We start from the raw sequence: 22,833 nt of genomic DNA, 5'->3' as shown, positions 1-22,833 counted from the left end.
CTCTCCTAACGGTTATGTTGACCAAGTAAGATCTTAGTGTAGAGCTTTCTGTTGAATAGTAGAGCTAGAAAACTTATTTTTCTAGCATTGGTAAATCTAGCATCTCTTAAAATATTCACTCTATTCTGTTTTAGATAATGTATCAATTTATCTTCTAGTAATTTATCTTTAAAATCGGAATCAATCAACAATCTATCCAAAACATAGAAATAGGCCCAATTTAAACGCATCGTTGCAACATCAGCAATTGTGGGATAGTGCTCCCTTATTATATTCGCATTTTGCTCATAAGCCTCAATCACATTTAAAAATTTTAATGAGAATTTTTGTGTAGTAATACTATTTTCGCGATGAACATAATAATACTTCTTCTCATTGGTCGCAACAACCTTCTGACACTGATCCAGCAAACGAATCATAATAAAAGCATCTTCAGCAATTTTTCCAACTTCAAATCTTAGATGATTAAAGAGTTCTTTTTTATATAATTTATTAACAGCAGTCACAGACAAAATCTTTGCTTCCATGACCATTTTTATGGCTTCTTCTGAAGAAAGTTCCCAAGTTTTAATCTCTGAAACTTGTTTTTCAGGAATCTGATGGAAGACATCGTAGTGACCACACATTGATAAATCTGCATTCGCCTCTCTTAAATGACGGTAGAGAGTCTCGTACATATCTTCGTCAATATAATCATCGCTATCAATAAAGCCAATTAAATCTGAACTTGCTTCATCAATTCCTCTATTTCGAGCATCAGACAAACCACCATTTTCCTTATGAATAACCCGAATTCGTTTATCTCTCAAGGCCAACTGTTCGCACAAGTCACCACTCTGATCTGTCGAACCATCATTAATAAGAAGCAATTCAAAATTCGTATATGTCTGTTTTAAAATAGACTCTACACATCGTTCCAAATAAGCTTCTACATTATAGACAGGAACAATGATACTAATTTTTTCTTGCATTGTATTCCCCCTTATATTCTGTATAGCTCTTATCCATATCTGCTATTATGGCATCGTGGTGAGGCACTTGCTTGTCAGCTGGTGGTGGTGTCATATAGTCACCAAAAGCTGTGCTGAGATAGGCGTCATAGCCGACCGGAATAGGCATTTCTGTTCCCTCGAAAGGTAGGAAGATGTTGTCTTCAAAGGCCTGAATTGGATACTTTTTCTTCATGTATCCTGGCCCTGAACATAATTCTGTAATGCCATCACTTTCGGCTGGTCCATACTTGGTCATTTCTTTCTCAGCCTTTTTCCATATACGATAGCGAAGCGATTTTGGAGTCAACCCTAGTAAAATGGTACTACCCCACTTCATGAGAGCTCCATGTTTTTCTGGAATGGTTTGGGCACAAAAGAGAGAATAAATCAAAGCCCAACGTACCTGTTTCTTACGTTCAGCTGGGTTTTTAGGGTAGTAATCCAAGGGAAGAACATCCAAGGCCAAGCCGTGTGGTAGATTCAAATCTTGTTGATAAGGCTTGATACAAGTCGTCTCCTTGTCTCGAATAGTGATAAAGAGGTTGCGGTCAACAAAGTCTCTATCACTTTTTGATAGGAAGTAACGCTCGTCCGCATAACGAGGCCATAGCTCTGCTAGTTTTTCATAATCCTTGCGAGGCATAAAGAAGTCTAAATCATCATCCCAAGGGATAAAACCTTTATTTCGTAGAGCTCCAATAGCTCCTCCACCACACAAATAACAGAGTAAATCGTGTTCTTTACAAAAGGCGACAAAATATTCAGCCATCTCTAGGCTACGAGCTTGGATTGCCTTTAAATCACTCATCTCATTCTCTTCCTCTTCTATAGAATACATCATTTTATTATACCATAAAAATGACCAAAAATTCCATCTAACCATGTGAAAAATCAAAGCCCACGATACTCATTTTCATAGGTACCTCAAGCTCTGATTCATTTTACATTTTATCTAAATCCCATTTGGGACAATTTATTTTGGTAAGCTTTTTGGTCCACTCGAAGGGATTGACCGCCGTATACGTCAAAGTCGTCTACCCAGTCTCCAAGTTCTGGGACTGTCAATCTTTCAATACCATTCTGCGCTCCTTCAAGGACTGATAAACCGTTGGTCAATAAGAAGGTATATGGAAGGTTTGTAGAGGTCATGGCGAAAACTTTCCCGAGTGCTTCTGAGCCTGTGAAAAGTTTTGTAGGATCCTTAATCTGCTGCAAGACAGCTGTCATGACCTGCTGTTGTCTACGAGTACGGCCATAATCCCCTTCATCATCATCACGGAAACGTGCATAGTTCAGAAGAGTCGAACCATTCATCTGTTGTTTTCCAACTCGAATAGTTTGAGTCGGTGACTCAGTTTCCGTTGCATGCAAGTCATCTCCTACAGTCGCTTCTGTAACTGGAACCCCATTTAGAGTTGAAAACTGAGCATCAATAGTCACACCATCAGGGAAAAGCGTATCAATGGCTGTCGCAAAGGCTTGGAAATCGACAAGGGCATAATATTTTATGTCTAGATCAAAATTATCCTTGAGCACCTTGCGGACCATTTCAGCTCCTTGTTTACCTTCTTGTTCCCCTAATTCATAGGCCAAGTTTAATTTATGGTCGGTCTGTTTTTGACCATTGATGACTTGGCTATACCCATCAATATAGACCAAATTATCACGCATAAAGCTAACGAGCTTCAATTTTTTATCTTTGCCACTTACATTCAAAACCATAATGGAATCTGTCCGTGTTTCTGCACTATTCTGTCCAATACGGCCATCCGTACCCAAAATCAGAATATTAACCCCATCACGCGTATCTTGTCCATTGAAGACTTCAACCTGAGCAGCTTTGGCATCTTTGGGCCCATTTGAACTATTAGGGTTCGCCGATTGGAAGCCTTTTAAGAACATGACGATCATTCCTACTGCTACACAAAGCAATATCATCCCTAACCAAGCAAATAAGCGTTTAAAACGAAAACCTCTTTTTTTCTTTTGCTTCTTAGCTTTTGGAATCTTCGTTTCCAGTTGTTCTCCACTACTACGGCGACTAGAACGACTACGATTAGCATAGGTTGGCAGGTCGATACCAGAGTCTGAAAGAAGTTGTTCTTTGACTTCTGGATTGAAAACTTCTGCTGAATCTTTTTGACCTTCTAACTTGGCTTGTAAAAAGGCAAATTCTCTCTTTTCTTTCTCATTCAAATAATGAATGTTTTTCAAAAGATAGTCATATCTCAGTTTTTCATGATGTGTCAAAGGATTCTCTCTAGTCATTCCTTCTCCTTCCCTTTATCCTGTATGGTATAGATAGGGTAAGCTCCTAGTATTTTATACTGGATTCCAATCGTTTCTAGTTCTTTTTGAGCAAAATGGACCAGTTCTTTATCAGCATAGTCCACATCAATGATAAAAAAGTATTCGCCCAAGGCTGTTTTTAGGGGACGACTTTCTATCTTGGTTAAGTCAATCCCTCGCCAAGCAAAGGTCGAGAGTGCCTTGTAAAGTGCACCAGGTAAATTGTCTGGTAAGGTTATTGCTAGGCTCATTTTTTCAGTTGCATCTTGTAAAGGAATCTGTGGCAACTCTGCACCCAAAACCCAAAAGCGAGTGAAATTAGCTTCCATCTCTTGAATATCTTGAGCGATTAGCTCCAGCCCGTATTCTCCAGCAGAACTTTTGGGGGCAATGGCAGCAAAAGGCTGATCTGGATGCTCGGAAACATAGCGCGCAGCGTAGGCTGTACTGGCAGTGACCTCCAGTTGAGCGTCTGGATAATGCTCATCAATAAATTTCTTCCCCTGTGCCAAAGCTTGCGGGTGAGAAAAGATTTTCTCTATTTTAACTTGCCCTGGCACCGCCATCAACTGTTGATGAATTGGCTGTACAATCTCCGCCACAGCTTGAATTCGAGCCTGGTGGAAAAGATAGTCCAAGGTTTCATGAACACTACCTTCAATAGAATTTTCAACTGGCACCACTGAAAAGTCTACTAAGCCCTGTTCGTAAGCCTTGATAACGTCCGTAATATTTGAAAAAGGCTCTAGTTCCTCATGAGGAAAAGCCGTTTGCACCACATGGTGCGAAAAAGATCCTTTAGGACCTAGATAGGCAATTTTCATGTCAATTCCTCTATAATTTCCTCTGGACTTAGCTTGGACACATCGATAACTTTACTAGCCACTTCCTCATACCAAGCCTGTCTTTCTTTAAAAATCGCAGCTAAACCTTCCTTGCTATTCTTTAAAAATAGTGGACGTTGATTGTCCTTATCAGCTGAAATTCGCTGGTACAGGGTCTCAAAATCTGCTTTAAGGTAAATGTTGTCTGGATTTTGCTTGAGCAAGGCACGATTACGTGGAGAAATGACTATTCCTCCTCCTGTGGAAATAACTTTATCTGTCTTTAGCAAGTCAGCTAGGACCTCTTCTTCTAGCTGACGGAAGGCTGCTTCTCCTTTTTCTTCAAAGAAACGAGCAATCGGCATCCCCAGTCGGTCTTCCAGCAAGGCATCCATATCTACGAAGTCAGGATCTAGCTTTCTAGCAATAGTAGTTTTTCCTGAACCCATAAAACCTAGTAAAACCTTAGCCATGAATCAAAGTCTCCAAATCACCAAAGAAGCTTGGATAGCTAGTGTTGATAGCTTCGGCTCGATCCAATTCAACTTCTCCATCCGCAACTAAAAGAGCTGCAATGGCTGTCATCATGCCGATTCGATGGTCTCCAAAGGTGTTGACTTTGGCTCCAAGGAGGGCAGATTTCCCTTTGATAATCATTCCGTCTGCTGTAGGAGTAATAGCTGCTCCCATGCTATTTAAAGCGTCTGCGACAACTTGAATACGGTCCGTTTCTTTAACCTTGAGTTCTTCTGCATCTTTGATAACCGTTTGACCTTGAGCTTGGGTAGCAAGAAGGGCGATAATTGGCAATTCATCAATCAAACGTGGAATCAAGGCTCCGCCAATCTCAGTTCCTTTTAGGTCTGACGTCTCAACAGTCAAAGTTGCAGACTTAGCAATTGGGTCAATGTCAGTAAGATCCAATTTCCCACCCATAGCACGGATAACATCAATAATCCCTGTACGAGTTTCATTAATACCAACATTCTTAAGTACCACACGAGAATCTGGAACAATCAAACCTGCCACTAACCAAAAGGCTGCACTGGAAATATCTCCTGGTACGACAACTGTTTGTCCACTTAGTTTCTGTGGTCCTTGGACTGTGATTTTCTTACCATCAACACTCAAGTCTCCGCCAAATTGATGCAACATATCTTCTGTGTGGTTACGAGTGCACTCCTTTTCGACAATTACTGACTGACCTTGAGCCTGCAATGCTGCAAAAATCAAGGCTGACTTAACTTGTGCAGAGGCAATCGGCAATTCATAATGAATAGGTGTTAAATTTTTTGTACCTTTTAAGTGTAAAGGTGGCAAGTCTCGCTCTGTTTGACCAGAAATACTAACTCCCATTTTTTTCAAGGGAAGAGTCACACGATCCATGGGGCGTTTAGAAAGACTATCATCTCCAAACATTTCTACTTCAAAGTCTGCACCAGCAAGGACGCCTGAAATCAAACGAATAGAGGTACCAGAATTGCCCATATCAAGGGCATTCTGAGGAGATTTCAAACCATTCATGCCAACACCTTGAATGGTAACGACACCGTCTTTGTCCTCAATCTCTACGCCGAGGTCCCGAAATACTTGCATGGTTGATAGGACATCTTCACCACGCAAGATATCATAAACTTTAGTCTCACCTTCAGCCAAGCTTCCAAAAATAATAGAGCGATGACTGATGGATTTGTCACCTGGTACGCGAATGCTACCATTCAAATGGTTAACGTTTGTTTTTAACTTCATACTAGACCTCATACTGACAATACTTTTTCTTATTTTATCATAAAAAGTCAGAAATTTCTTAAAAATTCCTGACTTTATGATAGTTAATAATATTTTTTCAATACACTTTTACCTTTTTGATTTATTTCAACCTGAAGTTTGTTAATAGCAATTCTTTTTCATTTTCAATTTACCAGCTATCTGAAGAGCCACCACCATCAAATCCACCGCCATCCCAATCATCTGAAGACCAAGATGAACTAGAACTACTAGTATCATATCTAGATGTAGAAGAATCTAATCTACCAAAAGAACTTGACTGTACTCTTTGTGAAGCATAGTAGCTTTTTTTGAGCTCGGAAGTCCAAGAAGCATTCTTCACAAAATCTTTATCGTTTGGATAGAGTTTTCCCTTCCCATTATAAGAGTATTGAGAGCGATTCAGCCTATCTAATTGCTTTCTTTTAACTTCTGCGTAGTATTCTTCTATCAGTAATGTAGTCCAAGTATCATTAGGTAAAAAACCTTTTGAATCTGGATAGAGTTTGTTATATCCTGTGTAGTTATATTGAGACCTAATTAAACGCTTATTTTTTTTATAGTAAGATTTACGTTCTTCAGTCCACGTATCGTTAGGTACAAAGTCAGGAAAATCTGGATACAACTTCCCCTTTCCCTCGTACTCATACTTAGAAAAGCGACATCTTTTTAAGTACCTGAACCACGTTACTAAACTCAGTAAAAGAAAGAACATTAGATAGAACAATATCGGAAACGGAATGTAATCGAAATACTTACTAAGGCCTTCATTATTTTTTAATGATTTTTCATAGATTTTTGGAAGCCAACTATTCTTATTCTCTTTCTTGTTTATGATTTCAGCTTTTCCAGATTCGGCTTTAGAGATACCTACTAGAATTCTGTTAAGAGCATCAGTATATTTCCCTTCTTTCATGTAAGGCTTCGAATCATTTAGTAAAGAACTAGCCTTCGAGTCAGTAAGCCAAATTGCTGCTTCGTTGGATGTTTCAATACGAAACTTCCTATCCTTTATAGCAATAGCGATTAAAATTCCACTATTGGAATCTTGTTTCCCAATTTTCCATTTGCGTGCAACCTCATTGGCTACCTCTTCGATACTGGAACCGTCCAGGGTATCTACAATGTAAATACCTACTTGGGTTTCACTTCCAGCATTCATACTCTCTAACGTTTCTGCAACACTAGTGGTTAAATAACCATTAGGATCGTATATACCATTTAAAGGCCGGTCTGGAACAGCTATATTAGCCGCCACTAGTGGCATGAAAAAGAATAAAGGGATAATTAAGAGTAAAATTAACTTTTTCATAGGAGATCCCCCACAAGACTAATCAGTTAAATTGATTTTAGGGACAACTTTGCATCTTTCTCTGCTCCAATTAACTCAGCTCTGTAGTTAGAAACTTTCAAATTTGTTTTACATTTTTTTATTAACAAAGACAATCATTCTCTCAGTCATTATTAAACAGACCAGGCTACTAATTCTAGCTTATACAGTAGTTACCAATAATAAAAATACGATTGAGAAATGCCGATAAATCATAAACAAAATAATTTTTTTATTTTAGCAATTCTGAAATTGGTTCAAAAACAATTTTTTCAATATCAGATAGATAAATAGAAAGTTGTTGCTGTTTGGCAAAGAAGGCTGACAAGAGAGCGTTGCCCTGAATCAACTTGCCAAAGCTTTCCATTTTTTCTTGGAAAGAAGCGTCTGGCATTTGACCAGTTTGGGCCATCACTTGGATTTCATGCTGAAAAGCAACATAATCCGCAAAAATCTTGCTAGCTTCTGCATCGGCTTGGATAGCCTCTCTAGCTTCTTTAACCGCCTTGTATTCTGGCAATTCGCGTAGTCCGCGACTAAGTTCGTTTGCACTATCATAAATATTTGACATAATTGTCCTCCTTATTTAATTACGACTGTGTAATTCGTATTTTCTGTAATGACTTGCTCAGCACGTTTTAAATCCTGAGCATTCTTAAAGGAAATTTGCAGAATCCCGTGAACATCCTCACGGTTTTCCTCATTGATATGGATATTGACCAAGGAAGTTCCTCTTAGCAATTCCAAGATGCGCAAGATAACATCTTCTTCATCGGGAACATCTACATAGAGGTCAAATGAGCTATCTACTCCTCCACGTTTATGGATTTCCATAGCTTGGCGTTGCTCACGCGCTTGGTTGAAAAAATTCCAGATTTGGTTTTCATCACCCTTGCTGATTGCTTGCTCAATCTCGTCCAAACGACCCTTGAAATCCTCGATGCGTTCAATAATAGTCTCTCTATTTGATAAGAGGATAGAAGTCCACATACCAGGCTCACTTTCGGCAATCCGAGTCATATCTCGAAATCCACCGGCCGCAAAGCGTCGCGCCATTTCATGCTCTTCAGCATAACTTGCAGTTTGTTCCATCAGGCCTGATGCTAAGATATGCGGAAAATGGCTAATCTGAGAAGTCACTCGGTCATGCTCTTCAGCATCGATTTCAATGAAACGAGCATGAAGACCTGACAGCAAGTCTCTCATTTCTTCAAGCGTATCTGGAGTCGTTAGGCTCGAAGGCGTAAAGATATAGTAGGCATTTTCAAAAAGATTGACATCGGCAGAAGCCGCTCCTGTCTTATGACTCCCTGCCATGGGATGAGCTCCAACAAAGCGAACGGACTTATCAGCAAAACACTTCTCAGCTGTAGCCACGATAGCTGATTTGGTCGATCCAGCATCGGAAATAATGACACCTTCTTTCAAGTCCAAGTTGGCCAATTCCTTAATAAAGGCAATGGTTTGCTTGATTGGTAAGCTGAGGATAATAACATCTGCAAGTGGAGCAAAACTAGCAAAATCATCCGTCGCACGATCAATCATTCCTCGCTCCAAAGCAATATCTCTAGACGCTTGACTACGATTGTATCCTAAAATTTCATAATCAGGATGATCCCGCTTGATTCCGAGTGCCATGGAAGCACCAATCAAACCTAGTCCTGCGATATAGATGGTTTTTGCCATAAGAACTCCTAATAATTCTTTGTATACTCCCGATGTTTAGCAACAGCTTCTTTTAATTCTTCTAGATTATCAGAGGAGAATTTCTCAAGTATTTCTTGAGCCAAAACCGTTGCTACGACTGCTTCCATAACGACACCTGCTGCTGGAAGAGCAGTAGGATCACTTCTCTCTACTGTTGCTTTATAAGGTTCATGAGTTTCAATATCGACACTCATCAACGGCTTGTAGAGAGTCGGAATTGGCTTCATAACTCCACGGACAATAATCGGTTGGCCATTGGTCATACCACCTTCGAAACCTCCAAGGTTATTAGTCCGACGAGTATAGCCATCTTCTGATGACCAGAGGATTTCATCCATGACTTGGCTACCCTTAAGATGGCCTGCTTTAAAACCAAGACCAAACTCCACACCCTTAAAGGCATTGATAGAAACAACAGCATGAGCTAGCCTTGCATCTAGTTTACGATCCCATTGGACATAAGAACCAAGACCAACCGGAACACCTCCGACAACTGTTTCTACAACACCTCCGATGGTATCCCCATCTCGCTTAATCTGGTCAATATAGCCCTTGATTTCCTGCTCACGTTCTTGGTTGACGATAGAAACTTCTGACTGAGCAGCTAGTTTCGTAATCTCTGCGACTGTTAAGTTTTCTGGAACATTGATTTCCTTACCACCAAAGACAACAACATGGTTAGCAATTTCGATATCAAGCTCAGCTAAAAGCCGCTTAGCAACAGCTCCAACTGCCACTCGCATGGTCGTTTCACGGGCAGATGAACGTTCCAGAGAATTTCGCAAATCATCAAAGCGGTATTTGATACCTCCTACCAAGTCAGCGTGACCTGGGCGAGGATGTGTGATTTTTCGTTTACTTTTAAGTTTGTCCTCAATATCCTCGGCAGACATGATATCCAGCCATTTTTGGTGGTCTTTATTAATGACATCCATGGTAATGGGAGCCCCTGTCGTCTTCCCGTGGCGAACACCAGAAGTAAAGACAACTTGGTCACTTTCAATCTTCATACGACCACCACGTCCGTATCCACCCTGGCGACGTTTGAGATCCTCATTAATATCTTCTGCAGTTAAAGGAAGACCTGCTGGGATTCCTTCAATAATTGCTGTCAGACGAGGACCATGTGATTCTCCTGCTGTTAAATATCTCATACATTCTCCTTATTTTACTAAGTAATCTTTCATTTCTTCGAGAGAAACTGAGTGAATCCTTGCTGAACCAAGTTCTGGTACCAAGACTAATTTCATGGTGTTGCCACGTGCTTTTTTATCGTGAGTCAAAGCCTGATAGAGCTTATCAAGGTCCCAGTTTTCATAACCCACAGGAAGGCCAAATTTCTGACACATTTCTCGGATAGACTGAGTGATTCCAGCTGGCATAAGGCCTTTTTCTTCGGCTACCTTAGAGACCTGAACCATTCCCATCGCTACTGCCTCACCATGCATGACACGTCCATAACCAGCAGTTGCTTCAATAGCATGGCCAATCGTGTGACCAAAGTTGAGATACAAACGAATGCCATTGTCCAATTCATCCTCAACTACCATCTTTCGCTTCACCTGACAAGAATGCTCAATCAAACTTTCTGAATGCTCCAATATGCTTTCGACAGAACCATCCATATCAGATAATAGGTCCCAAAGCTCTGGATCTTCGATGAGGCCATACTTGATGACTTCACCCATTCCTTCAATCAACTCTCTCTTACCCAAGGTCTCAAGAACAGTTGGGTCAATCAAAACACCATCCGGCTGAGCAAAAGTTCCAACCATATTCTTGGCAAAAGGAGTATTCACTCCTGTCTTACCCCCGATTGAAGAGTCGACTTGAGCTGTCAAGCTAGTCGGAATTTGAACAAAGTGAATACCTCGCATATATGTTGAGGCTACAAAGCCAGCCAAATCACCAACGACACCACCACCTAAAGCTACGATGCCGTCACTGCGAGTCAAGTCTTGCTTAACTAGAAATTCATAAGCCTTTTGAACTGTGGTTAGATTTTTTCGCTCTTCACCCTCTAGAAAGTCAAAAACTGCCACTTGAAAACCAGCATCCTCTAGGCTCAATTTAACTTTTTCTGCATAGAGTGAGGCCACATGGTTATCGGTAATGATAACGACTTTTTGCGGTTGCCAAAGTTCCCGCAACCATTTTCCTGCTTGAGACAGGCATCCTTTTTCAATCTGAATATCATAAGGATGGTGGGGAAGGTCTATTCTGATTTTCATAGCAGTTCTCCTTTTTTCATTTTTGATACTTTTGTTTTAGTAATTCCCAGATTTGATCTGTTGGCATTTCCTTACCTGTCCATAACTGAAAAGCTTCAGCTGCTTGGTAAAGCAACATGCCAAGACCATTGATAGCTTGATTGCCCTGGTTTCTTGCCCACTTTAGAAATGGTGTTTCAAAGGGTTGATAAATCACATCTGCTACCAATATTTTCTCTGGTAAAACAATACTTGTTGGGATTGGCTGAGATACTCCATCCATACCAACACTGGTCGCATTTACCAGTAAATCCGAATCAGTTATCCTTGCTTGCAGTTCAGAAACATCTTCTAAAGCAAATAAATCTGCTTTAAACCCTGTTTCATTTTGCAGTTTTTCTAAGTAAGGTCTTGTTTTTTCTATTGAAGCCGAACGTACAAAGACAGAAACCTGACTGACTCCATCCAAGATTGCCTGTGCCAAAATTGCCTTGGCTGCACCACCTGCTCCTAACAAGACCATTCTTTTCCCAGATATTTTAAAAGAAGGCAAGCTCTTAAAGAATCCCTTGCCATCTGTGTTATATCCGATTAAAGTTCCAGCTCGATTCACCACTGTATTGACAGCACCAATCACACGAGCTTCTTCACTCAATTGATCCAAATAAGGAATCACCTGCTCCTTGTAGGGCATAGAAAGATTGATTCCAAACATCTGGTAACGACGAATGTTGGCAACTGTTTCTGCCAAGTCAGTCGCTTCTACTTCCCAAGCAAGATAAACCCCATTGGTATTGGTTGCCTCAAAAGCTCTGTTGTGAATGAAGGGTGAAATGGAGTGTTTGATAGGATTGGCGACTACAGCTGCTAAACGTGTGTAGCCATCAATCTTCATTTAGTATCTCCCGAATTTTTTTCATGCTAGAAAGTGAAATCTGTCCTGGAGCACTGGCTTCGTCCAGACTTGCAAAAGACCAGCTAGAACCCGTCACATCTGAAGTAATACGAGAAACCTTGCCCACTTTGCCCATAGAAATCGTCACATATTCTTGTTCTGGGTTCAGTGTTTTAAAGCCACGTGTAAAGTTCATAAGGTCCAATACATCTTGTTCTGTATGAGCCATAACCGATACTTTAACCACTTTTGGCGTTAGGCTGGTTAGCTCGGATAAGATTTCCATCATATTCTCTGGAGTTTCTTGGAAATTATGATAACTCAAGACAAGATTTGGAAAATCAAGCATCTCTTCAAAAACATCCTTATGGGAGAAATACTCAAAATCAATGTATTCTGGTTGATAGAGTTGAGCTACATCTTTGATAATTTGTACATACTCCGCCGAATCCAAATCGATCTCGCCTCCCTCAGCACGAGTACGTAGGGTGAAGAGGAGTTCGCGACCTGCAAATTTTTCAAAAATAGCTGGAGCTACCTGTAAAATAGCATCCTTTGGTAGGAAGTCGGCACGCCACTCAATGATATCAGCATCGATATACCGCATGGCATCGATTCCTTGCGCCTCTTCTAAACTCTTTGGCATTACTGAAACGACTAATTTCATTTAGTTACCTTCATGCTAATCACCTTAAGGTAATTACTACTTTCATCTTTTTCATTGTAGACAAAGTCTGCTGGAAGTCCATATTTATTAAGAACCTGGTACTTTCTTCCTGCAAATCCTTTGTCGATTTGTTCTATAAATTTTTGACGGGAAACATTGGCAGCATTGGTGCTAGCAATGATCATACCTCCCGGATTTAAAATCTCTAAACTCTGGGAAATCAACTTGTGATAGTCCTTAGCTACAGAGAAAGTTTGCTTTTTATTACGGGCAAAGCTAGGTGGATCTAGAACGATCACATCATAAGATAAGCCCTTACGTTTAGCGTATTTAAAGTATTCAAAGACATCCATAACAATGAAACGATGACTGTCAAGACTGAGTCCATTGGCATGAAAATGAGCTTCTGACAGTTCTCTTGAACGTTTAGCTAGATCTACAGAGGTTGTTTCACTAGCGCCTCCCATTGCTGCAGCAACTGAGAAAGCTGCTGTGTAGGAAAACATATTGAGTAAGGATTTTCCCATAGCTAAACCATCAACCAAGCTACCACGCACTTCATGTTGGTCCAAGAAGATGCCTGTCATAAGACCGTCATTCATAAAGACTTGATAGAGGACGCCATTCTCAAGAACTGTAAAATTTTCTGGTGCCTCTTGACCATAGATATGGGCAGACTCATAGTCTAGACCTTTAAAACGAATCTTTTCATAGGCACCTAAGACTTCAGGGAAAACCTGAGCAAAGGCTGCTAGGATCTGTTGGCGAAGTCCATAGATATAGGAGTTATACCAGGAGAAAACAACATAATCTCCATAGAGATCCAAAGTCATTCCACCAAAGCCATCGCCTTCTTGATTAAACAAACGAAAGGCAGTTGTCAACTCATCTTGATAGTAAGAAGAACGTTTTTGTTTGGCTTTTTCAAACAAGCTTTCAAAGAATTTTTGGTTAAAAGAAAGCTTCTGGTTCGTTACAAACCAACCAATCCCCTTATTTTGACGAGATAAATAGGCCTTGCCCAAAAACTGCTTGTTTTGACTAAATAACTCAACTTCTTGATCAGTTTCAGATAGTTCTGGAAAATCAATTTCCTCCAAAAGTACTAGACCTTGGTTTAGTTTTTTTTCAACACGTCTACTGACGAATACTTTATTCATAAATACTATTATAACAAATTTTGTGACAATTCACAAAATAGAAACTATTGATTCATCCATCATCCTACCCTATCTGAGAGAATTTTTCCTCCCATCAGTCCTACTATTTTTCTTTTATAGTATTTCAACACTTCCAGTTGAAAAATAGACATAAAATTCAAAGAGTTTAATTATAACGCAAACGTTTGCATATTCTTTAGCTTTATGCTACAATAATTCTCATCACTGTAAGTAAGAGGATCAACTATGAAAAATCAAACCCTAATGCAATATTTTGAGTGGTATTTGCCCCACGATGGAAATCACTGGACACGACTTTCTAACGACGCTGAACACTTAGCTAACTTGGGAATTAGTCACATCTGGATGCCACCTGCTTTTAAGGCTACAAACGAAAAAGATGTTGGTTATGGAGTATATGATCTATTCGACCTTGGCGAATTTAATCAGAAGGGTACTGTACGTACCAAGTATGGTTTTAAAGAAGACTATCTTCATGCCATCCAAACTTTAAAATCTCATGGGATTCAACCAATGGCTGATATCGTCTTAAATCATAAGGCAGCCGCTGACCATTTAGAATCTTTTCAAGTGATAGAAGTGGATCCAGAAGATCGAACTGTGGAACTAGGAGAACCTTTTACCATCAATGGCTGGACTGGTTTTACCTTTGATGGACGACAAAACACCTACAATGACTTCCACTGGCACTGGTACCACTTTACTGGAACTGACTACGATGCTAAACGCCGTAAGTCTGGTATCTATCTGATACAAGGTGATAATAAAGGCTGGGCTCATGAGGAATTAGTCGACAATGAGAATGGCAATTACGACTATCTTATGTATGCCGATCTAGATTTCAAACATCCTGAAGTGATACAAAATATTTACGACTGGGCAGATTGGTTTATGGAAACGACTGGCGTAACAGGTTTCCGTTTGGATGCAGTTAAACACATTGACTCTTTCTTTATGCGCAACTTCATTCGCGATATCAAAGAAAAATATGGCCAAGATTTCTATGTCTTTGGAGAATTCTGGAATCCAGACAAGGAAGCAAATCTGGATTACCTTGAAAAGATTGAAGAGCGCTTTGATCTTGTCGATGTTCGCCTTCACCAAAATCTCTTTGAAGCAAGCAAGGCTGGAGAAGAATATGATTTGACAACCATCTTTGAGGATAGTCTCGTTCAAATCAAGCCAGATAAGGCTGTAACCTTTGTCGAAAACCATGACACCCAACGAGGTCAAGCTCTGGAGTCTACTGTTGAAGAATGGTTTAAACCAGCAGCCTATGCTCTCATTCTTTTGCGTGAGCAGGGTCTCCCTTGTGTCTTTTATGGAGACTACTATGGGATTTCAGGACAGTATGCTCAAGAAGACTTCAAAGATGTCCTTGACCGTCTGCTTGCCATCCGAAAAGATTTGGCTTATGGAGAGCAGACTGACTACTTTGACGACCCTAATTGTATCGGTTGGGTTCGTTCAGGAGCTGAAAATCAATCACCACTTGCCATCGTAATTTCTAATGGCCAAGCAAACTCCAAAACTATGTTCGTCGATCAAGAATGGGCTGGTCAATCCTTTGTTGATTTACTAGGAAATCATCTTGACCAAGTAACTATTAATGCTGAAGGTTATGGAGATTTCCCAGTTACAGAACGCTCTCTTAGTGTATGGGGACTGGCTAACTAATCAATTAATACTCTTCGAAAATCTCTTCAAATCACGTCAGCTTCCATCTACAACCTCAAAACGGTGTTTTGAGCAACCTGCGGCTCGCTTCCTAGTTTGCTCTTTGATTTTCATTGAGTATAAAACGCACAAAAAATGCCCACAAGCCAGATTTTCTTTCTAGCCTGTAGGCATTTTTTTCTATTATCAATACTTAAAATTAGTCTTTCCAAAGATCCATAGCATTTTGAAAATCTGCAGAAACTTGAACATTTTGAGGATTAGTCGCTTCTCTCTCCTGACGCTTAGCCTCTACCTGAACTACACTCTTAATGCCTTCATGACGCCAGTTTCGTAGGATAGCCTGGATGTACTTCCAATTTGGTTTTCCATTTAAAACGGCTTCACGTAAGGCTTCTTTGATCAGGTCAGCACTGGTTCCGTCTTCTTTTAAACTCTTTTCTAAATCCTCAATTTCAAAAGGACTCAGGAGACGACCTAACTCTTGTTGGAAGGTTTCCACCAAGTCTTTCAAATCATTTTTAGCGGGTACAGCTTGGCTTGGTTCTTGTTTTTCAAAAATCTGGTCCAAACGTTCTAAAGCAAGGGTCGCATCAAAAATAACTTCTATTTCTCCATTGAGTTCAATCGTACGATATTGGAGTAAGCCTTTTTCGGTCAAGCGCGAAATCGCTTGATTGACTTCAAAAACTTGCTTGCCTATTTTCTCAGCGATTTGACTTGGGGACAATTCCCCTAAAACTGTTGTATTTTGTAGGTAAAAGAATTGCCAAACTAAGAAATCATCGCTTGATGAGAACAGTTGATTGTAGTGTAAAAAGAGGGCACTAGGTAGGACTAGATTCCCCGCTTTAAAGGCGTCTAAATATGTCATAATTCCTCTTATAAATATCCAAAATGAGAGACATCATCCTCCACACTCTTCCACTCAAAAGGCGTTTCTTGGTAAACTGCATAATTTACCCAGTTACTGAAAAAGAGAGCTGCTGAGGAACTCCAACGCATACAAGGAAGTTCATGGATGTCATCATTTTTGAAATAATTTTCTGGTATATGGGGATCTAAACCAGCATCTAGATCTCTGAAATATTCCTTGGCTAGCGTATCACGATCATACTCCAAATGCCCAAAGCTATAAACTTCTCTTAAATCTCGGCTTGCAAGGATAGAGATTCCCACCTCTTTTCCAGATGCTAAAATCTCTAGATTGGTTTTATTTACAATGTCCTCTTTGAGAATTTCTGTATGACGAGAATGAGGAGACACATACAAATCATCAAAACCTCTCAGCAAAAGATGACCTTCTTTTAAAACATCCTGAGGATAAATTCCCGAAAGTTTTTGAGCCATCTGGTGTTTATCTACGCCGTAACGATAGTAGAGGCCAGCCTGTGCCCCCCAGCAAATATGCAGGGTTGAAAAGACATGAGTCTTTGACCAATCGATGACCTGAGTGAATTCCTCCCAGTAGTCCACTTCTTCAAAAGGGAGATGTTCGACTGGTGCTCCTGTGATAATCAAGCCATCAAAATACTGGTCTTGAACTTCTGAAAAGGTCTTATAAAAAGTCTCCATATGCTCAGAACGAGTTGTTTTCGACTGATGACTTTCCATATATAAGAAATCAATATCTAACTGCAAAGGAGTATTAGCTAAATGTCGTAAAAGCTGAGTCTCTGTAACCATCTTCTGTGGCATCAAGTTTAAAATCAGAATTTTCAGTGGCCGAATATCCTGATGAGCCGCCCGCTGGTCATCCATGACGAAAATATTTTCCGTTCGTAAAATCTCAACTGCTGGTAATTTTTTATCTATTCGAATCGGCATGGAAATCTCCTTACTGTATCAAGTTTAGGCTCAAGTGAACATACAGTCATCAAATGAAAAAATCAGCTGACGAAAGTCCTTCCCTTTATTATACTGTAAGAAGATATAGTTTTCAATTATAGTTTTTCTCTAACTAGATATAGCCTTTTTTTATATCAGATGAAGAGAAAACAGCCCTAGGGACTGTTTTTCATTAATAATGCATAAGCACCTTGTAGTCGTAATCTCCGATAGCTTCACGACCTTTAAGCTCATCAAGTTCGATCAAGAAGGCACAACCTGCTACGACTCCACCCAATTTTTCAATCATTTCGATTGTAGCCTTAACAGTACCACCTGTTGCCAAGAGGTCATCTACGATCAGAACACGTTGTCCTGGTTTGATAGCATCTGCGTGCATAGTCAAAGTATCAACACCATATTCTTTTTCGTAGTCAGCTGAAATGACTTCGCGTGGCAATTTTCCTGGTTTACGCACAGGAGCAAAACCAATTCCCAACTCAAAAGCAACCGGACATCCAACGATAAATCCACGCGCTTCTGGTCCTACGATCATATCGATCTTTTTGTCAGTAGCATATTGAACAATTTCACGAACAGCATAGCTGTAGGCATTACCGTTGGCCATCAAGGGGCTGATATCACGGAATGTAATTCCTTCTTGTGGATAATTTTCAATACTTGCAATGTAATCTTTTAAGTTCATAGCATTTCTTTCTTTTTAAGTTTTTACTCCCTATTATACCATAAATCTTAGAAAAGAGAAATAGAAAGAAACCCTGGAAACTGAGTCCAAGGCTTCTAATCAGATCTATAACTATTGCTCGCTTAATAAAATCATTTCTTCTTTTTGCTTTTAGAGTTTTGATGGCGTTGACGATTTTGTTGGATGCGCCACTCTCGCTCAAAGTAGGACATGGTTTCAAATACTCTTCGCGGTAAACCGACATCCAGCAAATAGATTGGGATTTTCAAAACATTTGTTTGCTTTGCAGTCGAAAATCTACTTCGTAGACGATTCCATAAAGAGTTGGATTTTATAAAATTCTTGTCATAAAAATGAACTTCAATAGTATAAAAATCCCTTGAACTTCTACCACCCTTGATTCTCATAAGAGAAAACGTTTCTACCTGCCCCCAGGAATAAAACTGCCAATCTTTTTTAGGATGTGGCTTATAGGAAAAACCTTGGGCCGTACATTTCAAATACTCTTTATCTGAAAAAAGAAGTCGCAAACGTTCATACAAAATCCATCCAACAATGATGATTAAGAATAAGACAAAGAGTCTTAATGCCACTAATCCCACAGGTGCTTCCTTGGGATAGGTCATCATAAAAGATAGGATCCAAAGAAGAAAAGCTAACTCAAGGAAGCAGAGAACGATAGTCCAAATGATTTTCTTACTGCTCCATTTGATAATTTTTTCTTCCATTACGCCAACTCACTTAAATATTCATAGCGTTCATATTTTTCAAGCAAGGCTTCATTCTTCTCATCTAACTCTTTTTGAAGAGTAGCTAGCTTCCCAAAGTCCGAGCCATTGGCCTGCATCTCTTCTTCAATAGAGGCGATACGTTTTTCCAAGGCTTCGATGTCACCTTCAATACTTGCCCACTCTTGCTTTTCTTGGTAGGTCATGCGTTTCTTTTCTTCACGGACTTTGACGACTTTTTCCTTCTCAGCCTTTTGAACTTGATTTGTCGCTTCTGCTTCGAAGGCTTTTTCATCTAGGTAGTCGGTATAATGCCCAAAGAAAGGACGAATGCTACCATTCTCAAAAGCAAGAATCTTAGTCGCAACCTTATCAAGGAAATAGCGATCGTGACTAACTGTCAAAACTGGACCTGCAAAACCTTGTAAGAAATTTTCTAAAACGGTTAAGGTAGCAATGTCTAAATCATTTGTTGGCTCGTCCAATAGTAGCACATTTGGTTTTTCCAAAAGAAGTTTAAGAAGGTACAGACGTTTCTTCTCTCCACCTGACAGCTTCTCAATCAAAGTACCGTGCGTTGAACGAGGGAAAAGGAACTGCTCTAGCAACTCAGCGATAGATGTCGTAGAACCTCCACTGGTCTTGACTTCTTCTGCCACTTCCTGCAGGTAGTTAATAACCCGCTTGCTTTCATCCAGACCTTCGATTTGTTGAGAGAAATAGGCGATGCGAACTGTTTCACCGATAATAACCTCTCCTTCCGTTGGCTCAAGACTTCTCGCAATGAGATTGAGAAGAGTTGACTTACCAACACCATTGTCACCAACGATTCCGATACGGTCTTTGGCTTGGACCAAAAGGTTAAAATGTTTCAGAAGCGGCTTGTCGTCATAGGCAAAGGAAACATCCTTAAACTCGATGACCTTTTTACCGATACGGCTGGTTTCAAAATTCATGCTCAAGTCTGTCTCAGCTGTAGTTCCTGAGACTTCTTTTTTCAGATCATGGAATCGATTGATACGAGCTTGTTGCTTGGTCGCACGAGCCTGAGGTTGTCGTCTCATCCAAGCTAATTCTTGTTTGTAAAGTTGTTCCTTTTTGTGAAGAAGAGCTGCGTCACGCTCATCCTGTTCAGCCTTGAGACGAACATAGTCTTGGTAATTTCCTTGATATTCGGTCAAACCAGCTCGGTCCAACTCGAAAATTCTCGTCGAAAGCGCATCTAGGAAATAACGATCGTGGGTGATAAAGAGAACCGTTTTTTTGGAATTTTTCAAAAAGAGGGTCAGCCACTCAATCGTGGCAATATCCAAGTGGTTGGTTGGTTCATCCAAAAGCAAAAGATCGTGATTTCCTAACAGCACTTGGGCCAACTGAACCCGTCTTCGCAAACCACCTGACAGGGCTCCAACGGGAGTTGATAAATCCTGAATTCCCAACTTGCTGAGAACGGTCTTGACCTGACTTTCGATTTCCCATGCTTGGAGAGAATCCATCTCCGCCATGACCCGTTCTAGACGCGACTGCTTGTCCTCACTGTAGTTGAGCATAAGCAGTTCATACTCCCGAATTAACTGGATTTCCTTGAGGTCGCTCGATAGAACAGTATCCAAGACAGTCTTGCTATCATCAAAATCTGGGTCCTGAGTCAAGTAGCCAATTTTGTAATCATTTTTTGCCGAAAAAGGGCTTACGTCACCATCAAAACCAGAAACTCCTGAAAGCACATCTAAAAGGGTTGTTTTTCCAGTTCCATTGACACCGATAAGACCGATTCTGTCCAAGTCATGAATGATAAAGGAAATATCCTTAAAGACGGTCTTGTCCCCAACGGATTTACTTAGTTTTTCAACAATAAAATCACTCATTTTTTCTCCCTCAAGTAGGCATGAATAGCTTCCAAGTTATTTTCCAAATCTCCATCCACAATAGCATACTCAATCTCTGCTAAAATTTCTCCCATTTCTGGTCCTGGTTTATAGCCGTATTCCTTGATCAAAATCCCACCATTGATTTGAATTTCTTTCTTATCATGGATGGTTAGGCTGTGGTAAGTCTCTTCGATAGCCTGTGGATTGACTTCTTTTCCTTGAGACTGACGAAGATTTTCAGCCTGTAAAAGCAAATCTAGATCAAAACGGTAACAATCGCGCTTGCTTAGTTCCCCTTCTTCACGAAGTTCTAAGATCGTAAGTAAATCTTGAACTTGCTTAGCGAATTGACGCGAAGTTTTCCAATGTTTCAAAAATTGTTGAGCATCTTCCACTTCTAAAACCCATAAAAGTGCAGCCCAGGCTTGTTCAGAAGATTCAAAGGTAAAATCAGCATCTAAGTCAAATAAAGATTGGAGGTTCTCCTGACTACCAGCCATATCCGGAAGATAATCATAAGCTTTACTTGCAATCATAGAAGACAGACCTACTCGCCAATGAGGAGCTAATAGAAGTTTATCAAATTCAACAAAAGTACGTTCCACAGAAATTTTCTCTAATAGTGGTGTCAGATCTTTCATAGCTTCAAAGGTTTCTTGCTCAAGCTCAAAGCCAAGACTGGCCTGAAAACGGAAACCACGCATAATCCGCAAAGCATCTTCATTGAAACGCTCACTAGCTACACCAACTGCTCGTAAAACTTGATTTTCTAGATCTCTCAAACCATCGAACAAATCAATGATTTTTCCCATCTCATCCAAGGCAAAGGCATTGACTGTGAAATCACGGCGTTTGAGGTCCTCTTCTAACGAACGAACAAAAGAAACTGAACTTGGTCTACGGTAGTCTACATAGACATCCTCAGTTCTAAAAGTGGTGACTTCGTACTCTTCATCTCCGTCTAAAACCAAAACTGTTCCGTGCTCAATGCCAATGTCAGCTGTCCGTGGAAAAATCTGCTTGGTCTCTTCTGGATAAGATGAAGTCGCAATATCCACATCATGGATGGGACGATTGAGTAGGGCATCCCTAACAGAGCCTCCAACAAAATAGGCTTCAAAGCCTGCTTCTTTAATTTTTTCTAATACTGGTAAAGCCTTCTGAAATTCAGAAGGCATTTGTGTTAATCTCATAATAAGTGTTCTAATCCATAGACAAGCTCATGACGCTTGACAACTTCTTTGATTCCCAAATTCACTCCTGTCATGAAGGAGCTACGATCATAGGAGTCATGACGTAGAGTCAATCCTTCTCCCTGATTTCCAAATATAACTTCCTGATGAGCTACCAAACCTGGCAAACGGACTGAATGGATTCGCATACCATCAAAGTTGGCTCCACGTGCCCCTGAAATGAGTTCTTCCTCATCACTAGCACCTTGTTGGATAGACTCACGAACTTCTGCCATCAATTCCGCTGTTTTGATAGCTGTTCCGCTCGGAGCATCTTTTTTCTTGTCATGGTGAAGCTCAATAATCTCTACATTTGGGAAGTATTTTACAGCTTGTGCCGCAAATTGCATGAGCAAGACAGCACCCAAGGCAAAGTTAGGAGCAATCAAGCCACCCAAACCTTTGGAACGAGAAAATTCTTTTAGTTCTTCGATCTCTTGACTGGTGAAACCTGTTGTTCCAACGACAGGAGCAAAGCCATTTTCAAGCGCAAAACGGGTATTCTCATAGGCAACAGCTGGTGTTGTAAAGTCCACCCAGACATCTGCTTCAAAGCCTGCCAAGTCATTCTTATCATTGAATACTGGAATTCCCTGCCAGTCAGATGCAGACTCAAAAGGATCTAAAACCGCTACCAGTTCAAGTTCAGGATCAGACAAAACCATTTGACAAGCAGATTGGCCCATTCTCCCCTTAAAACCAGCAATAATTACTCGAATACTCATCTCAATCTCTACTCCTGTTTAAGATACAAAGGACTTTAGCTGCCCATGAAAAATAGGGAATGGCGCTGACTTTCCACGAAAGGCAAGACAGGCATCTTTTTTCAAGAGGCAGGTAGTCCGTGTTCAATTTCTAAGATACAAAGCCTGTAAGAACACAAAGTGAAAATAGGAGGTCTGAGCAAGGAGTATCTACTCCTTGGAAGAA

22 protein-coding genes are annotated in these 22,833 nt (G+C 40.3%); 1 reads left to right on the top strand and 21 read right to left on the bottom strand.

Annotated features, from left to right (window positions below):
• Window positions 1-5 precede the first annotated feature (5 nt).
• The 14 genes from AAFQ93_RS04865 to AAFQ93_RS04800 all read right to left on the bottom strand — a co-directional run bounded on the left by AAFQ93_RS04865 (window position 6) and on the right by AAFQ93_RS04800 (window position 13,841).
• On the bottom strand, window positions 6-971 hold the full coding sequence (locus tag AAFQ93_RS04865; protein WP_375555760.1) for a glycosyltransferase family 2 protein: 966 nt from the start codon (window positions 969-971) through the stop codon (window positions 6-8).
• The gene (locus AAFQ93_RS04860) at window positions 955-1,800 is read right to left on the bottom strand and encodes a phosphorylcholine transferase LicD (protein ID WP_375555774.1); all 846 of its coding nucleotides are present in this window, start codon (window positions 1,798-1,800) and stop codon (window positions 955-957) included. Before AAFQ93_RS04860 ends, AAFQ93_RS04865 begins: the two co-directional genes overlap by 17 nt.
• A 140-nt stretch (window positions 1,801-1,940) precedes the next feature.
• Window positions 1,941-3,260 (bottom strand): LCP family protein, encoded by a 1,320-nt coding sequence (locus tag AAFQ93_RS04855; RefSeq protein WP_375555759.1) that lies wholly within the window; start codon window positions 3,258-3,260, stop codon window positions 1,941-1,943.
• Entirely contained in the window at window positions 3,257-4,105 is an 849-nt protein-coding gene (pheA, locus tag AAFQ93_RS04850; RefSeq protein ID WP_070459865.1) for a prephenate dehydratase, read from the bottom strand. The genes AAFQ93_RS04855 and pheA overlap by 4 nt, the downstream gene beginning before the upstream one ends.
• On the bottom strand, window positions 4,102-4,578 hold the full coding sequence (locus AAFQ93_RS04845) for a shikimate kinase (RefSeq protein ID WP_375555758.1): 477 nt from the start codon (window positions 4,576-4,578) through the stop codon (window positions 4,102-4,104). Before AAFQ93_RS04845 ends, pheA begins: the two co-directional genes overlap by 4 nt.
• Window positions 4,571-5,854: a 3-phosphoshikimate 1-carboxyvinyltransferase gene (gene aroA, locus AAFQ93_RS04840; protein WP_375555757.1), complete on the bottom strand. Its 1,284-nt coding sequence runs from the start codon at window positions 5,852-5,854 to the stop codon at window positions 4,571-4,573. Before aroA ends, AAFQ93_RS04845 begins: the two co-directional genes overlap by 8 nt.
• 169 nt (window positions 5,855-6,023) lie before the next feature.
• Window positions 6,024-7,184, bottom strand: a complete 1,161-nt coding sequence (locus AAFQ93_RS04835; protein WP_375555756.1) for a TPM domain-containing protein — start codon at window positions 7,182-7,184, stop codon at window positions 6,024-6,026.
• A 250-nt stretch (window positions 7,185-7,434) separates the two neighbouring features.
• Window positions 7,435-7,773, bottom strand: a complete 339-nt coding sequence (locus tag AAFQ93_RS04830) for a YlbF/YmcA family competence regulator (RefSeq protein WP_375555755.1) — start codon at window positions 7,771-7,773, stop codon at window positions 7,435-7,437.
• An 11-nt stretch (window positions 7,774-7,784) separates the two neighbouring features.
• The gene (locus AAFQ93_RS04825; protein WP_375555754.1) at window positions 7,785-8,888 is read right to left on the bottom strand and encodes a prephenate dehydrogenase; all 1,104 of its coding nucleotides are present in this window, start codon (window positions 8,886-8,888) and stop codon (window positions 7,785-7,787) included.
• 8 nt (window positions 8,889-8,896) lie between these two features.
• Window positions 8,897-10,063 (bottom strand): chorismate synthase, encoded by a 1,167-nt coding sequence (aroC, locus tag AAFQ93_RS04820; RefSeq protein WP_375555753.1) that lies wholly within the window; start codon window positions 10,061-10,063, stop codon window positions 8,897-8,899.
• 9 nt (window positions 10,064-10,072) lie between these two features.
• On the bottom strand, window positions 10,073-11,140 hold the full coding sequence (gene aroB, locus AAFQ93_RS04815) for a 3-dehydroquinate synthase (protein WP_375555752.1): 1,068 nt from the start codon (window positions 11,138-11,140) through the stop codon (window positions 10,073-10,075).
• A gap of 16 nt (window positions 11,141-11,156) precedes the next feature.
• On the bottom strand, window positions 11,157-12,014 hold the full coding sequence (locus tag AAFQ93_RS04810; RefSeq protein WP_223140711.1) for a shikimate dehydrogenase: 858 nt from the start codon (window positions 12,012-12,014) through the stop codon (window positions 11,157-11,159).
• Window positions 12,004-12,681 carry a type I 3-dehydroquinate dehydratase gene (aroD, locus tag AAFQ93_RS04805; protein ID WP_223140710.1) on the bottom strand — a complete coding sequence of 226 codons (678 nt, stop codon included), beginning with the start codon at window positions 12,679-12,681 and terminating at the stop codon, window positions 12,004-12,006. Before aroD ends, AAFQ93_RS04810 begins: the two co-directional genes overlap by 11 nt.
• Complete coding sequence (locus AAFQ93_RS04800; RefSeq protein ID WP_223140709.1) at window positions 12,678-13,841, bottom strand: class I SAM-dependent rRNA methyltransferase; 1,164 nt, start codon at window positions 13,839-13,841, stop codon at window positions 12,678-12,680. Before AAFQ93_RS04800 ends, aroD begins: the two co-directional genes overlap by 4 nt.
• A 246-nt stretch (window positions 13,842-14,087) precedes the next feature.
• Here AAFQ93_RS04800 and AAFQ93_RS04795 point away from each other — a divergent pair, with 246 nt between their 5' ends.
• Window positions 14,088-15,539 (top strand): alpha-amylase, encoded by a 1,452-nt coding sequence (locus AAFQ93_RS04795; RefSeq protein ID WP_375555751.1) that lies wholly within the window; start codon window positions 14,088-14,090, stop codon window positions 15,537-15,539.
• A gap of 199 nt (window positions 15,540-15,738) precedes the next feature.
• Here AAFQ93_RS04795 and AAFQ93_RS04790 read toward each other — a convergent pair whose 3' ends face one another.
• The 7 genes from AAFQ93_RS04790 to dapB form a co-directional block, all read right to left on the bottom strand.
• Window positions 15,739-16,413 (bottom strand): DnaD domain-containing protein, encoded by a 675-nt coding sequence (locus tag AAFQ93_RS04790; RefSeq protein ID WP_375555750.1) that lies wholly within the window; start codon window positions 16,411-16,413, stop codon window positions 15,739-15,741.
• A gap of 8 nt (window positions 16,414-16,421) precedes the next feature.
• The gene (metA, locus tag AAFQ93_RS04785; protein WP_375555749.1) at window positions 16,422-17,366 is read right to left on the bottom strand and encodes a homoserine O-succinyltransferase; all 945 of its coding nucleotides are present in this window, start codon (window positions 17,364-17,366) and stop codon (window positions 16,422-16,424) included.
• A 193-nt stretch (window positions 17,367-17,559) separates the two neighbouring features.
• Window positions 17,560-18,072, bottom strand: coding sequence for an adenine phosphoribosyltransferase (locus tag AAFQ93_RS04780; protein ID WP_001049312.1), 513 nt, complete (start codon window positions 18,070-18,072; stop codon window positions 17,560-17,562).
• Between the two features lie 131 nt (window positions 18,073-18,203).
• Window positions 18,204-18,800 carry a hypothetical protein gene (locus AAFQ93_RS04775; RefSeq protein ID WP_223140705.1) on the bottom strand — a complete coding sequence of 199 codons (597 nt, stop codon included), beginning with the start codon at window positions 18,798-18,800 and terminating at the stop codon, window positions 18,204-18,206.
• Window positions 18,800-20,668 carry an ABC-F family ATP-binding cassette domain-containing protein gene (locus AAFQ93_RS04770; protein WP_375555748.1) on the bottom strand — a complete coding sequence of 623 codons (1,869 nt, stop codon included), beginning with the start codon at window positions 20,666-20,668 and terminating at the stop codon, window positions 18,800-18,802. The genes AAFQ93_RS04775 and AAFQ93_RS04770 overlap by 1 nt, the downstream gene beginning before the upstream one ends.
• Window positions 20,665-21,864, bottom strand: a complete 1,200-nt coding sequence (locus AAFQ93_RS04765; RefSeq protein ID WP_375555747.1) for a CCA tRNA nucleotidyltransferase — start codon at window positions 21,862-21,864, stop codon at window positions 20,665-20,667. Before AAFQ93_RS04765 ends, AAFQ93_RS04770 begins: the two co-directional genes overlap by 4 nt.
• Window positions 21,861-22,628, bottom strand: coding sequence for a 4-hydroxy-tetrahydrodipicolinate reductase (gene dapB / locus AAFQ93_RS04760; RefSeq protein ID WP_375555746.1), 768 nt, complete (start codon window positions 22,626-22,628; stop codon window positions 21,861-21,863). The genes AAFQ93_RS04765 and dapB overlap by 4 nt, the downstream gene beginning before the upstream one ends.
• Window positions 22,629-22,833 lie beyond the last annotated feature (205 nt).

Source organism: Streptococcus nidrosiense, from assembly GCF_042140045.1.
Classification (GTDB): Bacteria; Bacillota; Bacilli; order Lactobacillales; family Streptococcaceae; genus Streptococcus; species Streptococcus nidrosiense.
Note: the sequence above shows the minus strand (reverse complement) of the source record. Positions and strands in the feature narration are given on the sequence as shown.

Bases quoted from the DNA above. Each gene is read 5' to 3' on its own strand.
- AAFQ93_RS04865 (WP_375555760.1), bottom strand. From the start codon at position 971: ATGCAAGAAAAAATTAGTATCATTGTTCCTGTCTATAATGTAGAAGCT.
- AAFQ93_RS04860 (WP_375555774.1), bottom strand. From the start codon at position 1,800: ATGAGTGATTTAAAGGCAATCCAAGCTCGTAGCCTAGAGATGGCTGAA.
- AAFQ93_RS04855 (WP_375555759.1), bottom strand. From the start codon at position 3,260: ATGACTAGAGAGAATCCTTTGACACATCATGAAAAACTGAGATATGAC.
- pheA (WP_070459865.1), bottom strand. From the start codon at position 4,105: ATGAAAATTGCCTATCTAGGTCCTAAAGGATCTTTTTCGCACCATGTG.
- AAFQ93_RS04845 (WP_375555758.1), bottom strand. From the start codon at position 4,578: ATGGCTAAGGTTTTACTAGGTTTTATGGGTTCAGGAAAAACTACTATT.
- aroA (WP_375555757.1), bottom strand. From the start codon at position 5,854: ATGAAGTTAAAAACAAACGTTAACCATTTGAATGGTAGCATTCGCGTA.
- AAFQ93_RS04835 (WP_375555756.1), bottom strand. From the start codon at position 7,184: ATGAAAAAGTTAATTTTACTCTTAATTATCCCTTTATTCTTTTTCATG.
- AAFQ93_RS04830 (WP_375555755.1), bottom strand. From the start codon at position 7,773: ATGTCAAATATTTATGATAGTGCAAACGAACTTAGTCGCGGACTACGC.
- AAFQ93_RS04825 (WP_375555754.1), bottom strand. From the start codon at position 8,888: ATGGCAAAAACCATCTATATCGCAGGACTAGGTTTGATTGGTGCTTCC.
- aroC (WP_375555753.1), bottom strand. From the start codon at position 10,063: ATGAGATATTTAACAGCAGGAGAATCACATGGTCCTCGTCTGACAGCA.
- aroB (WP_375555752.1), bottom strand. From the start codon at position 11,140: ATGAAAATCAGAATAGACCTTCCCCACCATCCTTATGATATTCAGATT.
- AAFQ93_RS04810 (WP_223140711.1), bottom strand. From the start codon at position 12,014: ATGAAGATTGATGGCTACACACGTTTAGCAGCTGTAGTCGCCAATCCT.
- aroD (WP_223140710.1), bottom strand. From the start codon at position 12,681: ATGAAATTAGTCGTTTCAGTAATGCCAAAGAGTTTAGAAGAGGCGCAA.
- AAFQ93_RS04800 (WP_223140709.1), bottom strand. From the start codon at position 13,841: ATGAATAAAGTATTCGTCAGTAGACGTGTTGAAAAAAAACTAAACCAA.
- AAFQ93_RS04795 (WP_375555751.1), top strand. From the start codon at position 14,088: ATGAAAAATCAAACCCTAATGCAATATTTTGAGTGGTATTTGCCCCAC.
- AAFQ93_RS04790 (WP_375555750.1), bottom strand. From the start codon at position 16,413: ATGACATATTTAGACGCCTTTAAAGCGGGGAATCTAGTCCTACCTAGT.
- metA (WP_375555749.1), bottom strand. From the start codon at position 17,366: ATGCCGATTCGAATAGATAAAAAATTACCAGCAGTTGAGATTTTACGA.
- AAFQ93_RS04780 (WP_001049312.1), bottom strand. From the start codon at position 18,072: ATGAACTTAAAAGATTACATTGCAAGTATTGAAAATTATCCACAAGAA.
- AAFQ93_RS04775 (WP_223140705.1), bottom strand. From the start codon at position 18,800: ATGGAAGAAAAAATTATCAAATGGAGCAGTAAGAAAATCATTTGGACT.
- AAFQ93_RS04770 (WP_375555748.1), bottom strand. From the start codon at position 20,668: ATGAGTGATTTTATTGTTGAAAAACTAAGTAAATCCGTTGGGGACAAG.
- AAFQ93_RS04765 (WP_375555747.1), bottom strand. From the start codon at position 21,864: ATGAGATTAACACAAATGCCTTCTGAATTTCAGAAGGCTTTACCAGTA.
- dapB (WP_375555746.1), bottom strand. From the start codon at position 22,628: ATGAGTATTCGAGTAATTATTGCTGGTTTTAAGGGGAGAATGGGCCAA.